This window comes from Bifidobacterium thermacidophilum subsp. thermacidophilum DSM 15837, assembly GCF_000426425.1.
Classification (GTDB): domain Bacteria; phylum Actinomycetota; class Actinomycetes; order Actinomycetales; family Bifidobacteriaceae; genus Bifidobacterium; species Bifidobacterium thermacidophilum.
Map to the genome: position 1 here is coordinate 46,716 of NZ_AUFI01000014.1, position 16,657 is coordinate 63,372.

Below are 16,657 nucleotides of genomic sequence, written 5' to 3' on the forward strand. Positions count from 1 at the left end.
CGATCAGCGCAGATACGGGCGCAACTGGTCGATGAGCAGACCGTTGCTTGCCACGACGTCGTTGGCCTCACGCCAACGGATGTCCCCGCCGTCCCAGCGGGACACCTGACCTTGCGCTTCACGCACCACCACCGTGCCTGCAGATACGGCTGGAATATCCCAAGAGTGCAGATGCGGTTCGAAATACGCGTCATACGTGCCGTCAGCCACCCGACACATGTCCAGCGATACCGGGCCGACTCGCTTGATGTCGGCAGGCTTGCCGGCGAGCGCGGCCACCACGTGCAGCGCGCGTTCCGATTCCGATGGCACGTAGGACATGCCATAGCTAATGACGGAGCCTTCCAGGCTGGCACGCGTGGTGGGGATAATCTTCTGCCGCTTGTCCCCGAACGGGGTACGCCAGATGCGAATCGCGCCTTTGCCCCGCGCGGCAAGATACGTCAGCTCGAGCGCCGGGGCGTGAACGATGCCGAGAATCGGGTTCGCTCCCCCATGCTCGTCGATTTCGAACAGGGAAATCGTCACCGTCCATTCGGACATGTCGCGTACGAAATTGATGGCCCCATCAATCCGACCGACGCACCAATAGCGCTCTCCCGGCTGGCAATGCCCCGGACGGTCATGCCAGAACCCGTTGAACCGGTCAAGATAGGTCAAGCGGTTCTCAATGAACGGCACAAGACGTTCGTTGACCGGCAACACCGGAGGTTCGCCAGGGACATCCGGGATATGCGCCTCGACCATACTGGATGGGTTTGCCTGCGCCTGGAACGCATGCTTGCCCACGTCCTGCGCCACACGGGCGGCTTCAAGCGCCAGCTGCTGCAGATCCATGTTTCACCTCACCTGTCGTTCGCCGGCCTGTCCGGCTTGGGTGGCGCAACGCAGTTCAGTCCGGCCGCTGCCACGCCACATATCACAATATTTTCTTGGGGTATCTTACCTGTCGGCGATGATGTCACGAAGCACATCCGCCGCGGATTTGCCCTGAGTCAAGCCATCGTGCACGGCGTGTTCACAACGTGCCCGCGTCCACGACAACGGATCGGACATATCGAAGCCGAACAACGAGCCATCCGGTTCACGCACTGTCAACCGCGACCACGATGCCGCCACGACTTGAGGCGTGAACCCTTCGACGATATGCGCCCGCAACCATGCACGGGTCGTCTCCGGCGCCTGCACGGCGGCCTCGGCGACTAACGCATCGGCGTCACGATCATCAAGACGCTCAGTACGCGCCTTCACCGCCTCGAACAGCGAAATCTTCGGGTCCAAGGCCGCCCAACGCAGGTCAAGCGCGGCGATGCTCGGGTCCGACCAAGACGCCTCACGCCCCGGTCGGGCGCCCAACCGGCGGCGCATACGCTCCAGCAGCTGCCATTTGAGCAGCCATTCCAGGCGCGACCCCTCGTCGGTCATCGTCAACCGCGTGTCGTCATTCGCATGTCTGACGGCGGCGACATCGGCGAGCGCCTGACGCCACAATCCGATTATCCTGCGTGTCTGTACATCCGGCCATATCGGGGTGCCTTGGCTATCGGTGCCGTAGCGCATCGCCGCAACCTCGAACACGGCGGTGAGCAGCCGCGTCTGAATCTGCCATGCGGTCATCATCCCGCCATCGGCTAGCTGCAACGGTATGTCCAGCGTCAAGTCATGCGAAACCTCGTGCATCGCTGCGACCGGATCGTCCAACGTCACTTGCGAAAGCAACGTGTTCACATCGTAGGAGACCTCCGACGCCACCTCCAGCAGCCACAACAGCAGGCTCGTCGTGCCGAGTTTCAACGCCTGCGGTACGTCCATGCGATTGGCGTCCCCGACAATCACATGCAGACGCCGGTACTCGCCCGTGCTATGCGATTCGTCGCGCGTGTTGACAATCGGACGGTCAAAGGTGGTTTGCAATCCGACGCGCGTATGGATGTAGTCGGCGCGCTGGCTGAGCTGGAAGCCCGCATGCTCGCATCGCTCCCCCAGCCCCACACGCCCGGAGCCCGTATACAGCTGGCGCGTGACCAGATGCGCGGTCATCAACGCCGCAACCTGGTCAAAAGGCACGGAACGCAGCATCATGTAATTCTCATGCGTGCCCCAGCAGGCACCTTTGCCGTCAACATTATTGCGGTACAAGACCACCGGGTTGTCGGTGCGTCGCGACGCCTCCTGCGCCGCACGGTACATGATCAGATCGCCGGCATGGTCGTAGCGGACCGCCTCGAACGGGTTGGTCGTCTCCGGCGCGGAATATTCGGGATGCGCGTGGTCGACGTACACCCTGCCACCGTTGGGCGCGATGATATTGGTGATATGCAGCTGGGGCGCGTCCGTGAGCATGTCGGGCCGGGCGGCTGCACGCTCCAACCGGTGTCCGCGCGCGTCATTGACCGGATCCTCCTGCCGGTAATCCCAGCGGATACCACCACGGGTGCCGTCGTCGTCGGCGGCGGCGACCACATCGAAACTCAGCCGCACCGGATTCGCGCGCGCATCGCCCGGCCGGCTGACCGCATATTCGGTTTCCGTCCCCATCACTCTGCGAACGCTCATTCGGTCTCCTTATCCGCCGCATTCCGGCTCGCACGACGCATTACTCGTCGCGCGCGCGGGTCTCATCAGTACCGGCATCATAGCCGGTCGCATACCCCGCCTGATACCCTGCCGCCGGCCGGATGCGTACGACACGGCCGCCAGCGATGCCATTGATACGGGACCATTGCACCGGATCGGCGTCAAGCACGGCATCACGGGTCTCCTGGAATTCGCCGTCCACGGCGCTGGCGAGCATCGCGACACTCAACGCGACGTCCGCGCCGGTTTCAATCGACGCCTTGACCGCCCGAGTTTTGGCACGGTCGACGATGTTCTTGAGCATCGCACCCGAGACGACATCGCCTAGATATAGGGGAGACCACACGCCGGAATCGTCAAGCACATCTGCCACATGTCGGTGTTCGCCATGTGCGAACAAGTCATGCACCAGCACCCCGACCAGCGCATCGACATCGACCCCGGGTTCCAACGGCAGATCATCGGTCAGATAATGCCGCACAATCTGACATGCTTGGGATTCGCGCGGCCGGTCGATGCGAATTTTCCCATCGAGCCGCCCTGGCCTCAACACCGCCGGATCAATCATGTCCACGCGGTTCGAAGCGCCGATGACCATCACATTGTCCAGCCGCTCCACACCGTCCAGCTCGGCCAGGAACTGCGGGACGATTGTCGTCTCCACGTCGCTGGACACGCCAGAACCTCGCGTACGCAGCAACGAATCCATCTCGTCGATGAATACGATGACCGGACGCCCGTCAGCTGCACGCTCCCTGGCGCGGCGGAAAATCAGGCGAATCAAGCGTTCCGACTCCCCGACGTATTTATTGAGCAGTTCCGGGCCCTTGACTGACAGGAACACCCCGGAACCAGCACCCGTCCCTTGGGCGAGCGCATGGGCGACGGCCTTGGCAATCATCGTCTTGCCGTTGCCCGGAGGGCCATACAAGAGAATGCCCTTCGGCGCGTTGAGATGATACCTGCGGTACAGCTCCCGATGCTGGAACGGCAGCTGGACGGCGTCCCGAATACGCCCAATCTGCTCGTCAAGACCGCCGATGTCGTCGAAAGTGACATCCGGGGTCTCCTCCAACACCAAATCGGCATCCTCTTGCGGAGGCAGCACGTCGAGCACGAAACGGCGGGCGGCATCAGCCAGCACACGGTCGCCGGGTTCCAGCGTCGATTCGAGCGACACCGCCGTCGGACGGACGACCTGCAAGGCTCCGCCGGCATCGGCGGCCAGTACGCGGCCGTCCGCGAACACCTGCTTGACGTGCAGCACGGCACCGAGACGGTCTGCGTCCCTGCGGCCAACGATCACCATATTCTCGTTAAGCAGTACCGTATCCCCCGGCTTTAGGCGCGATGCCTGCAAGGTCGTCGAGACGGGGACAATCATGCGGCGGGAACCGGAAAGGATCTCCGCACTCGCGTGCTGAACGCCTAAATCATCGGTGGTGCAGGATTCAACCGCGACCATCGTCGCGAAATTCAGCGGCAGCTGAGCGAACTGGCCGAGTTGAGATTTTGCTTTTGTCAGCTCCTGACTCGCGCGGGTGAGCGCGGCCGCCAGCGCATGGTTCTTCGCCATCAGCTGATCATTTGCTTGCGCGAGCTCATCAAGGGCACGATCCCGCGCTTGAAGCGCATCGGTTTGGCAGTCCGCCTGACCGGGCCCCTGTGCCGTTTTCGTCTCGTCATCGCTCATAGTCGTCTCGCTTCCTGCGGTGGCCGTCACCGCTCCTGCAGGTCGTTCCTCGTTGCGCGATCAGACTCGTCGGTCTCCTCCGCGCGCGTACGCCTGCCCTCAATCAGCTTACGCGTCCGCAGCACGATGAACGCGAGCACGACCACGATTACCACGGCGATGACGACGTCCTCGAATACGTTGAGCACGCCCAGAATCGAGCACCAGTTGTCGCCCAGCAGGTAGCCGGCAGTGACGAGCACCGTGTTCCAGACAGCCGAACCGAGCAGGGTCCAGCCACTGAATTGCAGCAGGTTCATACGGTTGAAACCGGCGGGGATGGAAATCAGCGAACGCACCACCGGAATGACCCGGCCAAGCAGCACGGACCATGTGCCGTAGCGGCTGAACCAATCGCTGGCACGATTGACGTCATCGCGACTCACACCCGGAATGAGGTCGGCGGCACGGTGGATACGATGCAGCCCGACAAGACGCGACACGCCGTATAAGGTCAGCGCGCCGACAAGCGAGCCGACGGTGGCCCACACGATGGCCGCAGGCAGGGACATGGTGCCTCGTGAAGCGGTGAATCCCGCCAATGGAAGAATGATTTCACTAGGAATGGGAGGAAATATGGATTCGAGTGCGATGGCGAGCATCACGCCGATGCCGCCGATGGATTCCATGAGTTCCACCAACCATGTGGTGATGGTGCCGATGAGGCCGCCGTCGGATGTGTCGCACATGGGGGCAGTGGTCGCAAAAGCATAAACACGCATGTCGGCATTGTCCCAGTATTTTCAGACAATCGAAGGCATGACCGATGAACCTTTGCGAGCTTCCAACGAATCCACCCCTACCCTCGCCCGCCCGGGCATCTTGGTGATGGACGTGGATTCCACGCTCATCGACCAAGAAGTGATCGACGAGCTGGGTGTCGCCGCGGGGGTCGGCGGGCAGATTGCCGCCGTGACCGCCCGCGCGATGGCCGGTGAACTGGAGTTCTGCGAGGCGTTGCGCGAACGGGTCAAGCTGCTTGCCGGACTGCCGGTGAGCGTGTTCGACGAGGTGTATCACCGGATCACGTTCACCAATGGCGCGCTTGATTTGATTGACGCCCTACACCAGCATGGCTGGACGGTCGGCGTGGTCAGCGGCGGGTTCCACGAGGTGGTGGACCGTCTGGTGCAAGATGCGCATATCGACCATGCGCTGGCGAACCGACTGGAGGTCGTTGACGGCCGGTTGACCGGCAGAGTTCTCGGTGAAATCGTATGCAAAACCACGAAACTGCATGCTTTGCAGGCGTGGGCTCGACTCGACGGCATTGCCGTTGACCAGACGGTCGCGGTCGGCGACGGCGCCAACGACATACCCATGATCAAGGCGGCCGGCCTCGGCGTGGCGTTCTGCGCCAAGCCGAAAGTACAGCTCGCCGCCGATGTCGCAATCAACGAACGCGACCTGCGCCAAGTGCTCGGACTGCTGTCGCGTGACTGACCCGGCCTGGTTGTGCGGACGCTGAATACGCTGTCAGCGTCGGCACAACCAGCCATGGCGAGGCGCCGTACCTGTTCAGTTAATCGCAGTAGGCCTCTCCGGTGAGCCGGGCGCCTCGTGCCCAATCCGCCGCGCGCATCGCTTTTTTGCCTTGCGCCTTGACCTGAATCAACTCCAGAGGCTGGCTTTTCGTTCCAATCCACACGTGTTTCTTACTCAGCGCGAGTTTTCCGGTCTCAAGCGCCCCCGGCAGGTTCGGGTCGGCCATATCGGCGGGCGCCGCTTCAAGCACATGCAGAGTCTGGGATTCGCCGTCTGCGCCCTCGGCATGGAGCGTACACCATGCGCCGGGATGCGGGGTGCATGCGCGAATCTGCCGGTCAGCGGCGAACACCGGCACATCGAACCGGATATGTGCGTCCTCGGTGCGGATTTTGTCGGCGACCTCATAGGCTCCCTGCGGTTGGTCAACCGGACTGATACGGCCTTCAGCCATCGCCTCAAGTGAGGCGGCAAGCAGATGCGAGCCGTCTTCGGCCAGACGCCCGAGCAGCTCCCCTGCGGTCTCATGCGCGCCAATCTCAACCGTGGACTGAGCCAGAACCGGCCCCTCATCCATACCGCGGGTGATACGGAACACCGTGGCCCCGGTGATTGTATCCCCCGCCCAAATCGCGCGTTGCACTGGAGAGGCACCACGCCATTGCGGTAGCAGCGAAAAATGAAGGTTGTACCAGCCAAGCGGCAGCGCGTCCAGCACCCGCTGTTTGAGGATTTTGCCGTAGGCGACGACCGCTGCGGCCTCAGCACCGGTGGCGGCGAGTTCGGCGACAAAGCATTCCTCCGACGGATCGGATTCGATCACCGGCAAGCCCAATTCCAATGCGGCCTGCTTGACTGGGCTCGGCGTCAATTTGCGTCCCCTGCCCTGCGGCGCGTCGGGACGGGTGAGCACCGCCACCACTTCGAAATGCTCCGTATCGGCAGCCAGCAGTTTCAGCGATGGCACCGCCACATCAGGCGTGCCTGCGAACAAGACCTTGAGCATAATCCTCGATTCTGTACATCGATGCCGTATTCCACTCGCGCATCGGCGACCGGCGCTCCGGACGGCAACAAACGACTGCAACAGCACCTTACCAGAGTGCCGGCATCATCAAGGTTCGCCGGATTCGGCCGATTAGTCCCGTACCGGCGGGATCGGTACGCCCGCCGCAATCAGGCAGGCGCGAAGCTTCCTCGGATCGCGGAACCGGATGCCGCGAATCCCCACCTGATTCGCCCCGACGATGTTCATCGCCTTGTCGTCAATAAACACGCTGTCCCGTGCGCGAATGCCGAAACTGTGCAACGCGTACTCGTAGATATCGCGGTTCGGCTTGCGCATCCGCACCTGGCCCGAGACGACCTTGCCATCGAGCATGCCAAGCAGATCACAATCACGGTCGGCGATGCGATACAGGTCCTGCTGCCAGTTCGACAGTCCCCACACCCCGATACCCGCAGCATGGAGGTCGTCGATCAGCACGCGGGCACCCGTGACCACGCCGGTCAGCGAATCGCGGAAATTATCCACGTAATAGCGCATCATCGACGCCCACGGCTCGCCTTTGCGCTCGCGGACATACGCGACGCCCTCCTCGAGCGAGGCGCCGGCGTCCATCAGATCGTTCGCGTCGTAGAAGGAGGAGATGTCGTTGTCAAGGAACCCGTCCACAAGCCGCTGACTGTAGCGTGGAATCATCACCGCTTCGGGATCCCAATACAGCAGCACGTTGCCGAAATCGAAAATCACTTGGGTGATTGGCTCCCCTTCTGCGGCTGCGGCGGCATCCCGCGCCATCAGCTCGTCATACGCCATCTGCGGTTCTCCTGGCCAGCCTTTCATATCCACCTCACTCGGGTTCTGTGCACGCCCATCGCACTGGGCTCCTATCCGCTTCCAGCATAGCCGGGACAGCTGCCGCAAGACACAGCCGTCGGCGCGTGACATGCTCGTGATAAGACTGTTGTGATGATCAATTCGCGTCTCATCGGCTGAGACGCCACAACGTATGGAGGAACCATGCTGAATATCGAACAACTTGATGTGAACGGAGCCACAGTGCAGGGCACGATGGTCGTTGCCCCGGGCGGTGAAGGCCACCCGAACATGATTCTGGTGCAGGGGCGCAAAGGCTATCTCATGTGCGGGTATCTCAATCTCGCCGCCGCCGAGAAGTTCGGCGATGCCGCCGTGCTCGTGGGAGGCGCGGATTTCGCGGCCGTGCTCGGCAACCCGATTAAGGGCATGACCGAAGCGGCCCGTGCCGCCGGCGTCAAAGACGGCATGACAGGCGCCGAAGCCGCCGCTGTGCTGGCCTGAACCATTTTCCTGTCGAGTACGGTGCTGAGCGCGCAAGGATTCGGCGGGACGGCTCAGATCAGGTCTTTCGGATCGAGTTGGAAACGCAATTCCCCCGGTTCGCGCGAGGCAACATGCCGGGCACTTTCCCGGTGCAAACGCTCGGCGAGTTCAGCGCGCTTGGATTGCGGGACACGCACGACGGCTTTGACCCGGTCCGCCATGGTTTCCAGCTCACGCGCGTCAACCGTTCGCGGCGGCGGAATCGGCACCGGGCCAAGCACCGCCGGCATCGGACCGAACTGGGTATCCAGCAGCGCCCAATCGCCTCCGGCAAGCAATCCGGCACCTTGCAGCATCGTCCGGACCGCAGGGCGCGACCCCCATACGCATGCCGAAGCGAATACCGGCGGTAATCCGGTCTGGGCACGTTCTTCAAGCTCTTTGGAAGCGAGCAGGCGCGCATTCCAAGTCATCAGGGATTGGGCGACTAATGGGTCAGCCTCCCCGATGAGCATCGCCTGACCGCCTGCGGAGCGCGGCGCGCACCATTGAACGGCTCGCATCCACGAATCAAGCGCATCAATCCTGGCATCAATGTCTGGGGAATACAGGCTGGTCCACGCGTCGAGAATCGCCACCGCGCGGTACGCTCCCACGCCGCCGTCATCGGCACGCACCCGGGGTTCCGCTCCGGGAGTGGCCACTACCAGCATCGGTGCATCGGCGATATCGGCAATCACCCCCTGAGGCTGGTGAGGCGAAGACACCACCATGGGGATGTTCCTGAACAGGCCGCGCAACTCCTGCACGGTTCCTGCAGCTCCCACCCGCACGACGCGCATACGGTCGCCATGGCAGTGCGGACATGTCCAATTCACCGCCGCCGCGGCACACCAACGGCATCGCGGCTGCGAAACGCCGGGCACCATTTCCAAAGGCCCGGTACACTTGCCGCACCTCGCCTGCCGGTGACACGCCGCACAACTGAGTGTTTGAGCAATGCCGTCCTGGGGAATGGACAGCAGCACGGGGCCGGTTTTCAGCGCCCGCGACAGCACGGCGACCGCGGTATGCGGCACCCGCGAACCGATGGTGGGATCGGCAAGCCGCGTAAGCTCCTCGCGGTTGAGCCACCTGATCCAAGGCGAGCGCTCCTTGAGAGCTGCTGGCAAGGGTTGAATCGAAGTGCTGTACCCGCTCACCGGCGACTCGGCGACATGACCGCCGTCAGTCTCCCACTGGCTCAACGGGCTTCTCGCATTGCCGAGCGCGACGAACACACCGTCATGCGCCTTGGCCCTCAGCCGCAGCACGCCGCGGGCATTCGCGTACGGCGCCATGCCATCCGCCTGCTGGTAGGCGGTATCGTCGACGATGACGAACATCGCGTTGCCGTCGATCGGCGCATACATGGCGGCACGTGTGCCGATGACGCAGCGCACCTGCCCGCATGCGACGGCAAGATAGGACCGGTATCGCTCCGCCGGAGACATCGAAGCGCCGAGCACGGCGATATCTCCCGTGTACCCGCCCTGTTGCGAGGCGCGCGGACCGAAGAGGCGCAGTCCCAACGACCCCAATTGCCGCACGGCATCATCCACGGCACGCATCGAAGGCATCACCGCAACAACCCCGCGACCGGCGGCGAGCGCACGCAACACCATCCAGGCGAACAGCAGCGCCCAATGCCCAGCCCCCGGCATGGCGTCGGCTACGAAAGCGCCTTTGCCCCCTGTGGACAAGGTCTCGCCAAGCATCCGCAGGTTCTCGTAATCAGGTAGAAGCCGCTCGCCCAGGTCATCGGCGTGCTGCGCACACATCGTCTGGCGCGCACCAGCATCCCCGCTGAACGATGCGGCAAGCCGCTGCTCGTGTTCGACGCGCGCGACACGCGGGGGCACAGCGAGTCTGACGATATTGGCGCGGGTGCCGCCGTACGCCTGCGCGATCAGCGTGATATCGTCCCTAAGCCTAGCGGGAACCAGGATTTCCCCGCCAAGCACCTGTTCGAGGTACCGCAGCGAGGAGTCCGGGGTCTCACTGCGTTCGGCGCGCTCCCAGATGATGCCGTTGACGCGTCTACCGCCGAATCGCACGCGCACCAAGGTGCCGGGCACCGCTTGTGTATCCTGCTTGTCCTGTACGAGGTAATCGAAGGTCTGTCCCAGATGCGCGGCCTGCACGTCCAGTACGACGCGCGCGATCGGCTGATGCTCGGCACGCTGCCGCTTCGCCGCCGTGCGCTTGCGTCTGCGCCGCGGCTCAAGCCCCTCGAAGGCAGGTTGTTCGGCGTCTGGGATAGTCATGGTGTTCACCATATCACCTGCAAGACTCGGCGTGTCACCGTACAAAACATGTTTCCGCCCGCACCACGTATGTGAGCGGCGGCGCGTGACAGCCCGCATATGGAAGGGGTGTGGGGCACAGCTAAAACGCCGTGCCCCACACCCCTGGAATGCGCCCGGCCGCACATTGACCGGTCAGTGCATCGCTGGTGTCAGGTCAGTCCTGATGAACCCACCACGGCCGGAGCGGATAGGTGGCTGTCCCCTCCTCGTTCGGCTTGACGCACAGGTATTGGTGAATTTGGATGTTATTCATCTCGAAGTTGTACGCGCAACCGGCCATGTACAAGCCCCACAGGCGCGCCTTCGGCTCGCCGACCAGCTTGACCGCCGCATTCCAGTTGTCCACGAGATTGCGGTTCCAATGATGCAGGGTCAACGCGTAATGCTGCCGCAGGTTCTCCTCGTGGATCACTTCGAAACCGGTGTCCTGGATGTTCATCTCGATTTCGCCGGGGGACGCGAGTTGGCCGTCGGGGAATATGTAGCGGTCGATGAACTCGCCCGCCGCATGCCCGGCATGAGAGTTGATGCGGGTGATCTGATGGTTGAGCAGCATGCCGTTGGGCTTGAGTTTGTCGAAAATCTCGCGGAAGTAGGATGGGTAGTTCTTGACGCCGACGTGCTCCATCATGCCCAGAGAGCAGATGCCGTCGAATCCGGCTTCCGGCACGTCGCGATAATCCATGAGGCGGATTTCGGCGAGGTCCTCAAGGCCTTCGCGTTTGATCCATTCCTTGCCCCACGCGACCTGCTCGTCCGCGAGAGTCACGCCGATTACGTGAATGCCGCGCCGTGCGGCGACGACCTCCATGGACCCCCAGCCGCAGCCGATGTCCAGCAGCCGGTCTCCGGCCTTGAGGCCGAGCTTGTCGAGCACCAGGTTGAGCTTGGCTTCCTGCGCGGCCTCCAAGGTGTCGGTCGGCTTGTTGAACAGAGCGCACGTGTACGTCATGGTCGGCCCGAGAATGAGCCGGTAGAAGTCATTCGACTGGTCGTAATGGTAGCTGACGGTCGCCGCATCGCCGGCCTTGCTGTGCGGCAGCAGGCCTTCGGCTGCGCGGCGTAGACGGCTCGGCCCTTCGATGCTCGGCGCTTTCGGATGCCGGATGCCATGCGAGGCAACCGAGGCAAGCGCCTTGGCTACCCCGACCGGATCGGGCTTGTGGAAGTAGGGCTTGACATTGACGAGGTCCTTGAACACCTCGTACGGATCGCCCGGAATCATTTGCGGCGAGGAGATATCGCCCTGCAGATATGCGCGTGCCAGCCCCAGCTCATTGGGATGGTCGACCATGTAATACACCGCTCGTGAATTGTTGACCTTGATGCATACGGGCGCGTCCACCGGCCCGAATACCGACCCGTCGAACGCCTCGATGCGCAGCGGCGCGTTCGGTTCTACGAACAGTTCTATCATCTGTGCAACGGTCATGCCTGCCATGTGCTTCTCCTTGTGAGGATTACGATTTCAAACTTTCCCATTCAATCGCCGGAGCCCCTCGCCCCGGTAAGCCTGTGGAATGTGCCGGGCGCACGGTGCGCCAGGCACATTCCGGTTATGACAGTCGACATCGGCCCTGTGGCCGGTGCAGCGGTGTCATCATGGTGCCGTCACTCACTTGACGGCAGCCTTGAGTTCGTCGACCTTGTCGGTCTGCTCCCACGTGAAGTCCGGATCGTTGCGTCCGAAATGGCCGTAGGCCGCGGTCTTGGAGTAAATCGGACGCAGCAGGTCGAGTTCGTCGATGATGGCCGCGGGGCGCAGATCGAAGACCTTGCGGACGGCTGCCTGGATTTGGTCGCGGGTGACCCCGCCGATTTCAGTGCCGAAGGTCTCCACATTGACGCTGACCGGATCGGCGACACCGATCGCGTAGGCGACCTGGACTTCGACTTTGTGTGCAAGACCGGCGGCGACGATGTTCTTCGCCACCCAGCGGGCCGCATAGGCAGCGGAACGGTCGACCTTGCTCGGGTCCTTGCCGGAGAACGCGCCGCCGCCATGGTGAGCCGCGCCGCCATAAGTGTCGACGATGATCTTGCGCCCGGTCAGGCCGGCGTCAGCCGCCGGGCCGCCAAGCACGAAGGAGCCGGTCGGATTGACGAGGATGCGGTAGTCGTCATGGCGGACCTTGGTGCCAAGCACTTCGGCAAGCACCGGTTCGATCACGTGCTCGCGCAGCTGGGCGAGCAGCCAGTCATGGTCGACTTCGGGATCATGCTGGGTGGACACCAGAACCGTGTCCAGACGGACCGGCTGATCATCCTGGTCGTATTCGATGGTCACCTGGGTCTTGCCATCCGGACGCAGATGCGGGACGATGCCGTCCTTGCGCACCTGGGCCAGGCGGAAGGCCAGCCGATGCGCCAGATAGATCGGCAGCGGCATCAACGCTTCGGTCTCGTCGGTTGCATACCCGAACATCACGCCTTGATCACCGGCGCCCTGGGCCTCGTAGCGCTCCTCGCGCGAGGCAGCGGACTCCTGCTCGGGATTCAGACGCGCCACACCCTGGTTGATTTCCTTGCTCTGTTCGCTCAGCGACACCACCACGCCGCAGGAATCAGCATCCAAGCCGATTTCGGAGCTTGTATAGCCGATATTGCGTACCACGTCACGCACGATGTGCTGGATATCGCTGTATCCTTCGCTCGTCACCTCACCGAAGACGAAGAACTGGCCCTTGGTGGCCGACGTTTCCACGGCGACATGCGAATGCGGGTCTTGCCGCAGCATATCGTCCAGAATCGCGTCCGAAATCTGGTCGCAAATCTTGTCGGGATGTCCTTCGGTGACGGATTCCGCCGAAATCAGGCGACGTTCCATATTCCCCTCGCTGTCTTTCCGTCAAATGTCCGCCCACGACGGCGACGGAAAGCCGAAGCAGGAATCACACAATATGCAACTGTTTAGTAAGAATAATGCCCCCGGCTGAATTTCGCCATACCTAAACGGCAGAAAAATCCAGCACCGGGGGCATACCTCGACGAGGTCTGTAATCAGTTGCCTTCGTTCAGATCGTCCTCGCCCAGCGTCTCCTCAAGCAGACCGCTGTTGATTTCGCGGAAAGCGATAGACAGCGGCTTCTCCTGATTCTCGTATTCAACCAGCGGGCCGACGTTCTGCAGGAGACCCTCATTGAGCTGCGTGAAATACGAATTGATCTGACGGGCGCGCTTCGCAGCGAAAATCGCCAGCGCGTACTTGGAATCAGCGTGCTGCATCAGGTCGTCGATAGGCGGATCCGCGAGTCCCTGCGGATGCGGCTCAGTGCCAAGTGCCATAGGTGTCAATCTCCCATCATGCGCATGGCCACGTCCAATGCGGGCGTGGTATTTCAAATTCTTCATTGTACTGCAAGCCCCCGATATCGCGACCCGCGCATCTTAGGGCATGGTTATGGCCGTACTTTCGCGTCCCCAATCAGCAGAAATCCCGACAACACCCTACTCTCCTAGCGTAATTTCACTATTCGGCCCAAGACTGCCACCTGTCCCCGCAAGGCACTTGAATGGAACCATGGCAGAAATGAGATCCGCAAAATTGATGAACGGGCGAGTGTTTGCGGGCGCTCGCGCTCTGTACCGCGCCGCTGGCGTGGACGGCAAGGACTTCGGCAAGCCGATCGTGGCCATCGCCAACTCCTTCGATGAATTCGTCCCCGGCCACGTCCACCTGAACAAGGTCGGCCGCCTGGTGTCCGAAGCCGTGAAGAAGGCCGGCGGCATCCCCCGCGAGTTCAACACCATCGCCGTTGACGACGGCATCGCCATGGGCCATACCGGCATGCTCTACTCGCTGCCGAGCCGCGACATCATCGCTGACGCCGTCGAGTATTCCGTCAACGCGCATTGCGCCGACGCCCTCATCTGCATTTCCAACTGCGACAAGATCACTCCGGGCATGCTCATGGCAGCGCTGCGCCTGAACATCCCGACGATCTTCGTCTCCGGCGGCCCGATGGAAGCCGGCACCACCGTCCTGTCCGACGGCACCGTCAAGGAGCACACCGACCTCATCGATGTCATGTACGCGACCGCCGACGACAACTGCTCCGACGAAGACCTGCTCGCCTACGAAAAGACCGTGTGCCCGACCTGCGGCTCCTGCGCCGGCATGTTCACCGCCAACTCTATGAACTGCCTGACCGAGGCAATCGGCCTGGCACTGCCCGGCAACGGCACCACGCTCGCCTCCCACGTCTACCGCAAGAAGCTCTTCGAGCGCGCCGGCGAGATGATTGTCAAGCTCGCCCACCGTTATTACGACGAGGACGACGACTCCGTGCTGCCGCGTTCCATCGCCACCAAGCACGCCTTCGAAAACGCCATGACCATGGATGTGGCCATGGGCGGCTCCACGAACACCGTGCTGCACATCCTCGCCGCAGCGCAAAGCGCCGACGTCGATTTCACGCTTGACGACATCGAGCGCATCTCCCACACCGTGCCCTGCATCTGCAAGGCCGCGCCTTCCGGCGAATGGGAGATTTCCGACGTCCACCGCGCCGGCGGCATCTGCGGCATCCTCGGCGAGCTCGATCGCGCAGGCAAGCTGCATCGCGACACGCATTCCGTGGATTACCCGAATCTCGAGTCCAAGCTCAACGACTGGGACATCATGCGCGACACCTGCAAGCCTGAAGCGAAGCAGCTGTTCCACGCGGCCCCCGGCCATATCGTCTCTCCTGAACCGTGGACGCATGAGACGCTGTTCGACACGCTCGACACCGATCGCGTGCACGGTGCCATCCACGACATCAACCACCCGGAGATCGCCGAGGGCGGTCTCGCGGTGCTGCGCGGCAACCTCGCCCCTGACGGTTGCGTTGTAAAGACCGCCGGCGTGCCCGAAAGCATCTGGAAGTTCCATGGTCCGGCGCTGGTCGTGGAATCCCAAGAAGAGGCCATCAAGGTCATTCTCAACGACACGCTCAAGCCCGGTCAGGCGCTCGTCATCCGTTACGAGGGCCCGAAGGGCGGCCCTGGCATGCAGGAAATGCTGTACCCGACCTCCTTCGTCAAGGGCAAGGGCATCGGCAAGGACGTCGCACTGATCACCGACGGCCGCTACTCTGGCGGCTCCTCAGGCCTGGCCATCGGCCATGTGGCGCCTGAGGCCGCGAACAAGGGTCCGATCGCGCTCATCAAGAACGGCGACATGATCGACATCGATATTCCGAATCGTTCGATCAACGTGGAGCTGACCGACGAGCAGCTCGCGCAGCGTCGTGCCGAACACGAGGCCGGAGACGGCTATGTTGCTCACCGCGACCGTCATGTCAGCCAGGCGCTCAAGGCGTACGCCGCCTTCGCCCGCTCCGCAGACAAGGGCGCAACCCGCGATCCTGACCTCATCAACAAGCTCAGCGGTCTGAAGTGATTCAGTTGAAGTGATTCAGTTGACTTGCTGAACTTACGTTGAAACGTGATTGGGCCCTGCAGCATGGAGCTGCGGTGCCCAATCATTTATCGCGGTTGTATCGTCGCAATCGAGCAGTTTCGTTAGATGCTCGAGGACTGGTTGTGTCGTCTCAGTCCCCGCTGATGCCGTATTCTTCGGCGATGACCTTCCACAGATCGTCCGCCGCCTGATCAACCGTGTTGTTGACGATGACCACGTCGAATTCAGGTTCTGCGGCGAGTTCGACCTTCGCAGTTTCCAGCCGCTTCGCACGCTGCTCCTCGTTCTCCGTACCACGACCGATCAGCCGTCGTACCAGTTCCTCGTAGCTGGGCGGCGCGATGAACACGTAGACGACATCAAGCCCCATCTGTGAGGCTTTCTGCTTGACACGGCGGGCGCCCTGCAAATCAATTTCGAGGATGGTGGGCGTGTTGGCCGCCAAATGATCAAGTACCGGTTGCAGTGGTGTCCCGTAATGGGCCATGCCGTGGACGACCGCCGTTTCCAGGAACTTTCCCTCCTGCTCCTTGCGCACGAATTCAGCTTCGCTCATGAACCAATAGTTCACGCCATTGACTTCGCCGGGGCGAGGCTCACGGGTCGTCGCAGACACAGACACCCACACCTCTGGGTGCTTGGCCAGTAGGGCGGCTTCCACCGTTCCTTTACCCACCGCAGTCGGGCCGGTCAGTACGATAAGCCGTCCACCTGTGCTGTGTGCCGAATCGCTGTGACCCGCGATTGTCATCCCATACCGCCTTTCATCGTCAAATGCATGTCTTGTCTGGAACCGGGTGTAATTG

At 62.2% G+C, this 16,657-nt stretch carries 14 protein-coding genes; 3 read left to right on the forward strand and 11 right to left on the reverse strand.

The genetic code is table 11. The annotated features are described in order from the left end of the window. Positions 1 to 3: 3 nt before the first annotated feature. The 4 genes from K315_RS0108880 to K315_RS0108895 form a co-directional block, all read right to left on the reverse strand. Positions 4 to 837, reverse strand: coding sequence for an inositol monophosphatase family protein (locus tag K315_RS0108880; protein ID WP_029577130.1), 834 nt, complete (start codon positions 835 to 837; stop codon positions 4 to 6). A gap of 105 nt (positions 838 to 942) precedes the next feature. Further along, positions 943 to 2,556 carry a depupylase/deamidase Dop gene (gene dop / locus K315_RS0108885; protein WP_029577131.1) on the reverse strand — a complete coding sequence of 538 codons (1,614 nt, stop codon included), beginning with the start codon at positions 2,554 to 2,556 and terminating at the stop codon, positions 943 to 945. 40 nt (positions 2,557 to 2,596) lie between these two features. After that, complete coding sequence (gene arc / locus K315_RS0108890; RefSeq protein WP_238556500.1) at positions 2,597 to 4,153, reverse strand: proteasome ATPase; 1,557 nt, start codon at positions 4,151 to 4,153, stop codon at positions 2,597 to 2,599. Positions 4,154 to 4,296: 143 nt separating this feature from the next. Further along, the gene (locus K315_RS0108895; RefSeq protein WP_029577133.1) at positions 4,297 to 5,031 is read right to left on the reverse strand and encodes a DedA family protein; all 735 of its coding nucleotides are present in this window, start codon (positions 5,029 to 5,031) and stop codon (positions 4,297 to 4,299) included. A 37-nt stretch (positions 5,032 to 5,068) separates the two neighbouring features. On the opposite strand from K315_RS0108895, the gene serB reads away from it, so the two are divergent. Continuing rightward, positions 5,069 to 5,752: a phosphoserine phosphatase SerB gene (gene serB, locus K315_RS0108900; protein WP_033521166.1), complete on the forward strand. Its 684-nt coding sequence runs from the start codon at positions 5,069 to 5,071 to the stop codon at positions 5,750 to 5,752. A 79-nt stretch (positions 5,753 to 5,831) separates the two neighbouring features. Here serB and fmt read toward each other — a convergent pair whose 3' ends face one another. After that, on the reverse strand, positions 5,832 to 6,800 hold the full coding sequence (fmt, locus tag K315_RS0108905) for a methionyl-tRNA formyltransferase (protein WP_029577135.1): 969 nt from the start codon (positions 6,798 to 6,800) through the stop codon (positions 5,832 to 5,834). A gap of 132 nt (positions 6,801 to 6,932) precedes the next feature. Next, positions 6,933 to 7,640: an HAD family hydrolase gene (locus tag K315_RS0108910; protein ID WP_029577136.1), complete on the reverse strand. Its 708-nt coding sequence runs from the start codon at positions 7,638 to 7,640 to the stop codon at positions 6,933 to 6,935. A gap of 177 nt (positions 7,641 to 7,817) precedes the next feature. Between K315_RS0108910 and K315_RS0108915 the strand changes: the two genes are divergently transcribed. Beyond that, positions 7,818 to 8,117, forward strand: a complete 300-nt coding sequence (locus K315_RS0108915; protein ID WP_029577137.1) for a DUF1805 domain-containing protein — start codon at positions 7,818 to 7,820, stop codon at positions 8,115 to 8,117. 53 nt (positions 8,118 to 8,170) lie between these two features. On the opposite strand, the gene K315_RS0108920 is transcribed toward K315_RS0108915, so the two are convergent. The 4 genes from K315_RS0108920 to rpoZ all read right to left on the reverse strand — a co-directional run bounded on the left by K315_RS0108920 (position 8,171) and on the right by rpoZ (position 13,732). Further along, the gene (locus K315_RS0108920; RefSeq protein ID WP_029577138.1) at positions 8,171 to 10,405 is read right to left on the reverse strand and encodes a primosomal protein N'; all 2,235 of its coding nucleotides are present in this window, start codon (positions 10,403 to 10,405) and stop codon (positions 8,171 to 8,173) included. A gap of 196 nt (positions 10,406 to 10,601) precedes the next feature. Next, positions 10,602 to 11,888, reverse strand: a complete 1,287-nt coding sequence (locus K315_RS0108925; RefSeq protein ID WP_029577139.1) for a class I SAM-dependent methyltransferase — start codon at positions 11,886 to 11,888, stop codon at positions 10,602 to 10,604. Between the two features lie 174 nt (positions 11,889 to 12,062). After that, positions 12,063 to 13,274: a methionine adenosyltransferase gene (gene metK / locus K315_RS0108930; protein WP_029577140.1), complete on the reverse strand. Its 1,212-nt coding sequence runs from the start codon at positions 13,272 to 13,274 to the stop codon at positions 12,063 to 12,065. Between the two features lie 173 nt (positions 13,275 to 13,447). Next, positions 13,448 to 13,732, reverse strand: coding sequence for a DNA-directed RNA polymerase subunit omega (gene rpoZ, locus K315_RS0108935; protein ID WP_029577141.1), 285 nt, complete (start codon positions 13,730 to 13,732; stop codon positions 13,448 to 13,450). A gap of 235 nt (positions 13,733 to 13,967) precedes the next feature. Here rpoZ and ilvD point away from each other — a divergent pair, with 235 nt between their 5' ends. Beyond that, positions 13,968 to 15,830 carry a dihydroxy-acid dehydratase gene (ilvD, locus tag K315_RS0108940; RefSeq protein WP_029577142.1) on the forward strand — a complete coding sequence of 621 codons (1,863 nt, stop codon included), beginning with the start codon at positions 13,968 to 13,970 and terminating at the stop codon, positions 15,828 to 15,830. Between the two features lie 151 nt (positions 15,831 to 15,981). Here the strand turns inward: ilvD and gmk are convergent, their stop codons facing one another. After that, positions 15,982 to 16,602: a guanylate kinase gene (gene gmk, locus K315_RS10805; protein ID WP_033491949.1), complete on the reverse strand. Its 621-nt coding sequence runs from the start codon at positions 16,600 to 16,602 to the stop codon at positions 15,982 to 15,984. Positions 16,603 to 16,657: the final 55 nt, after the last annotated feature.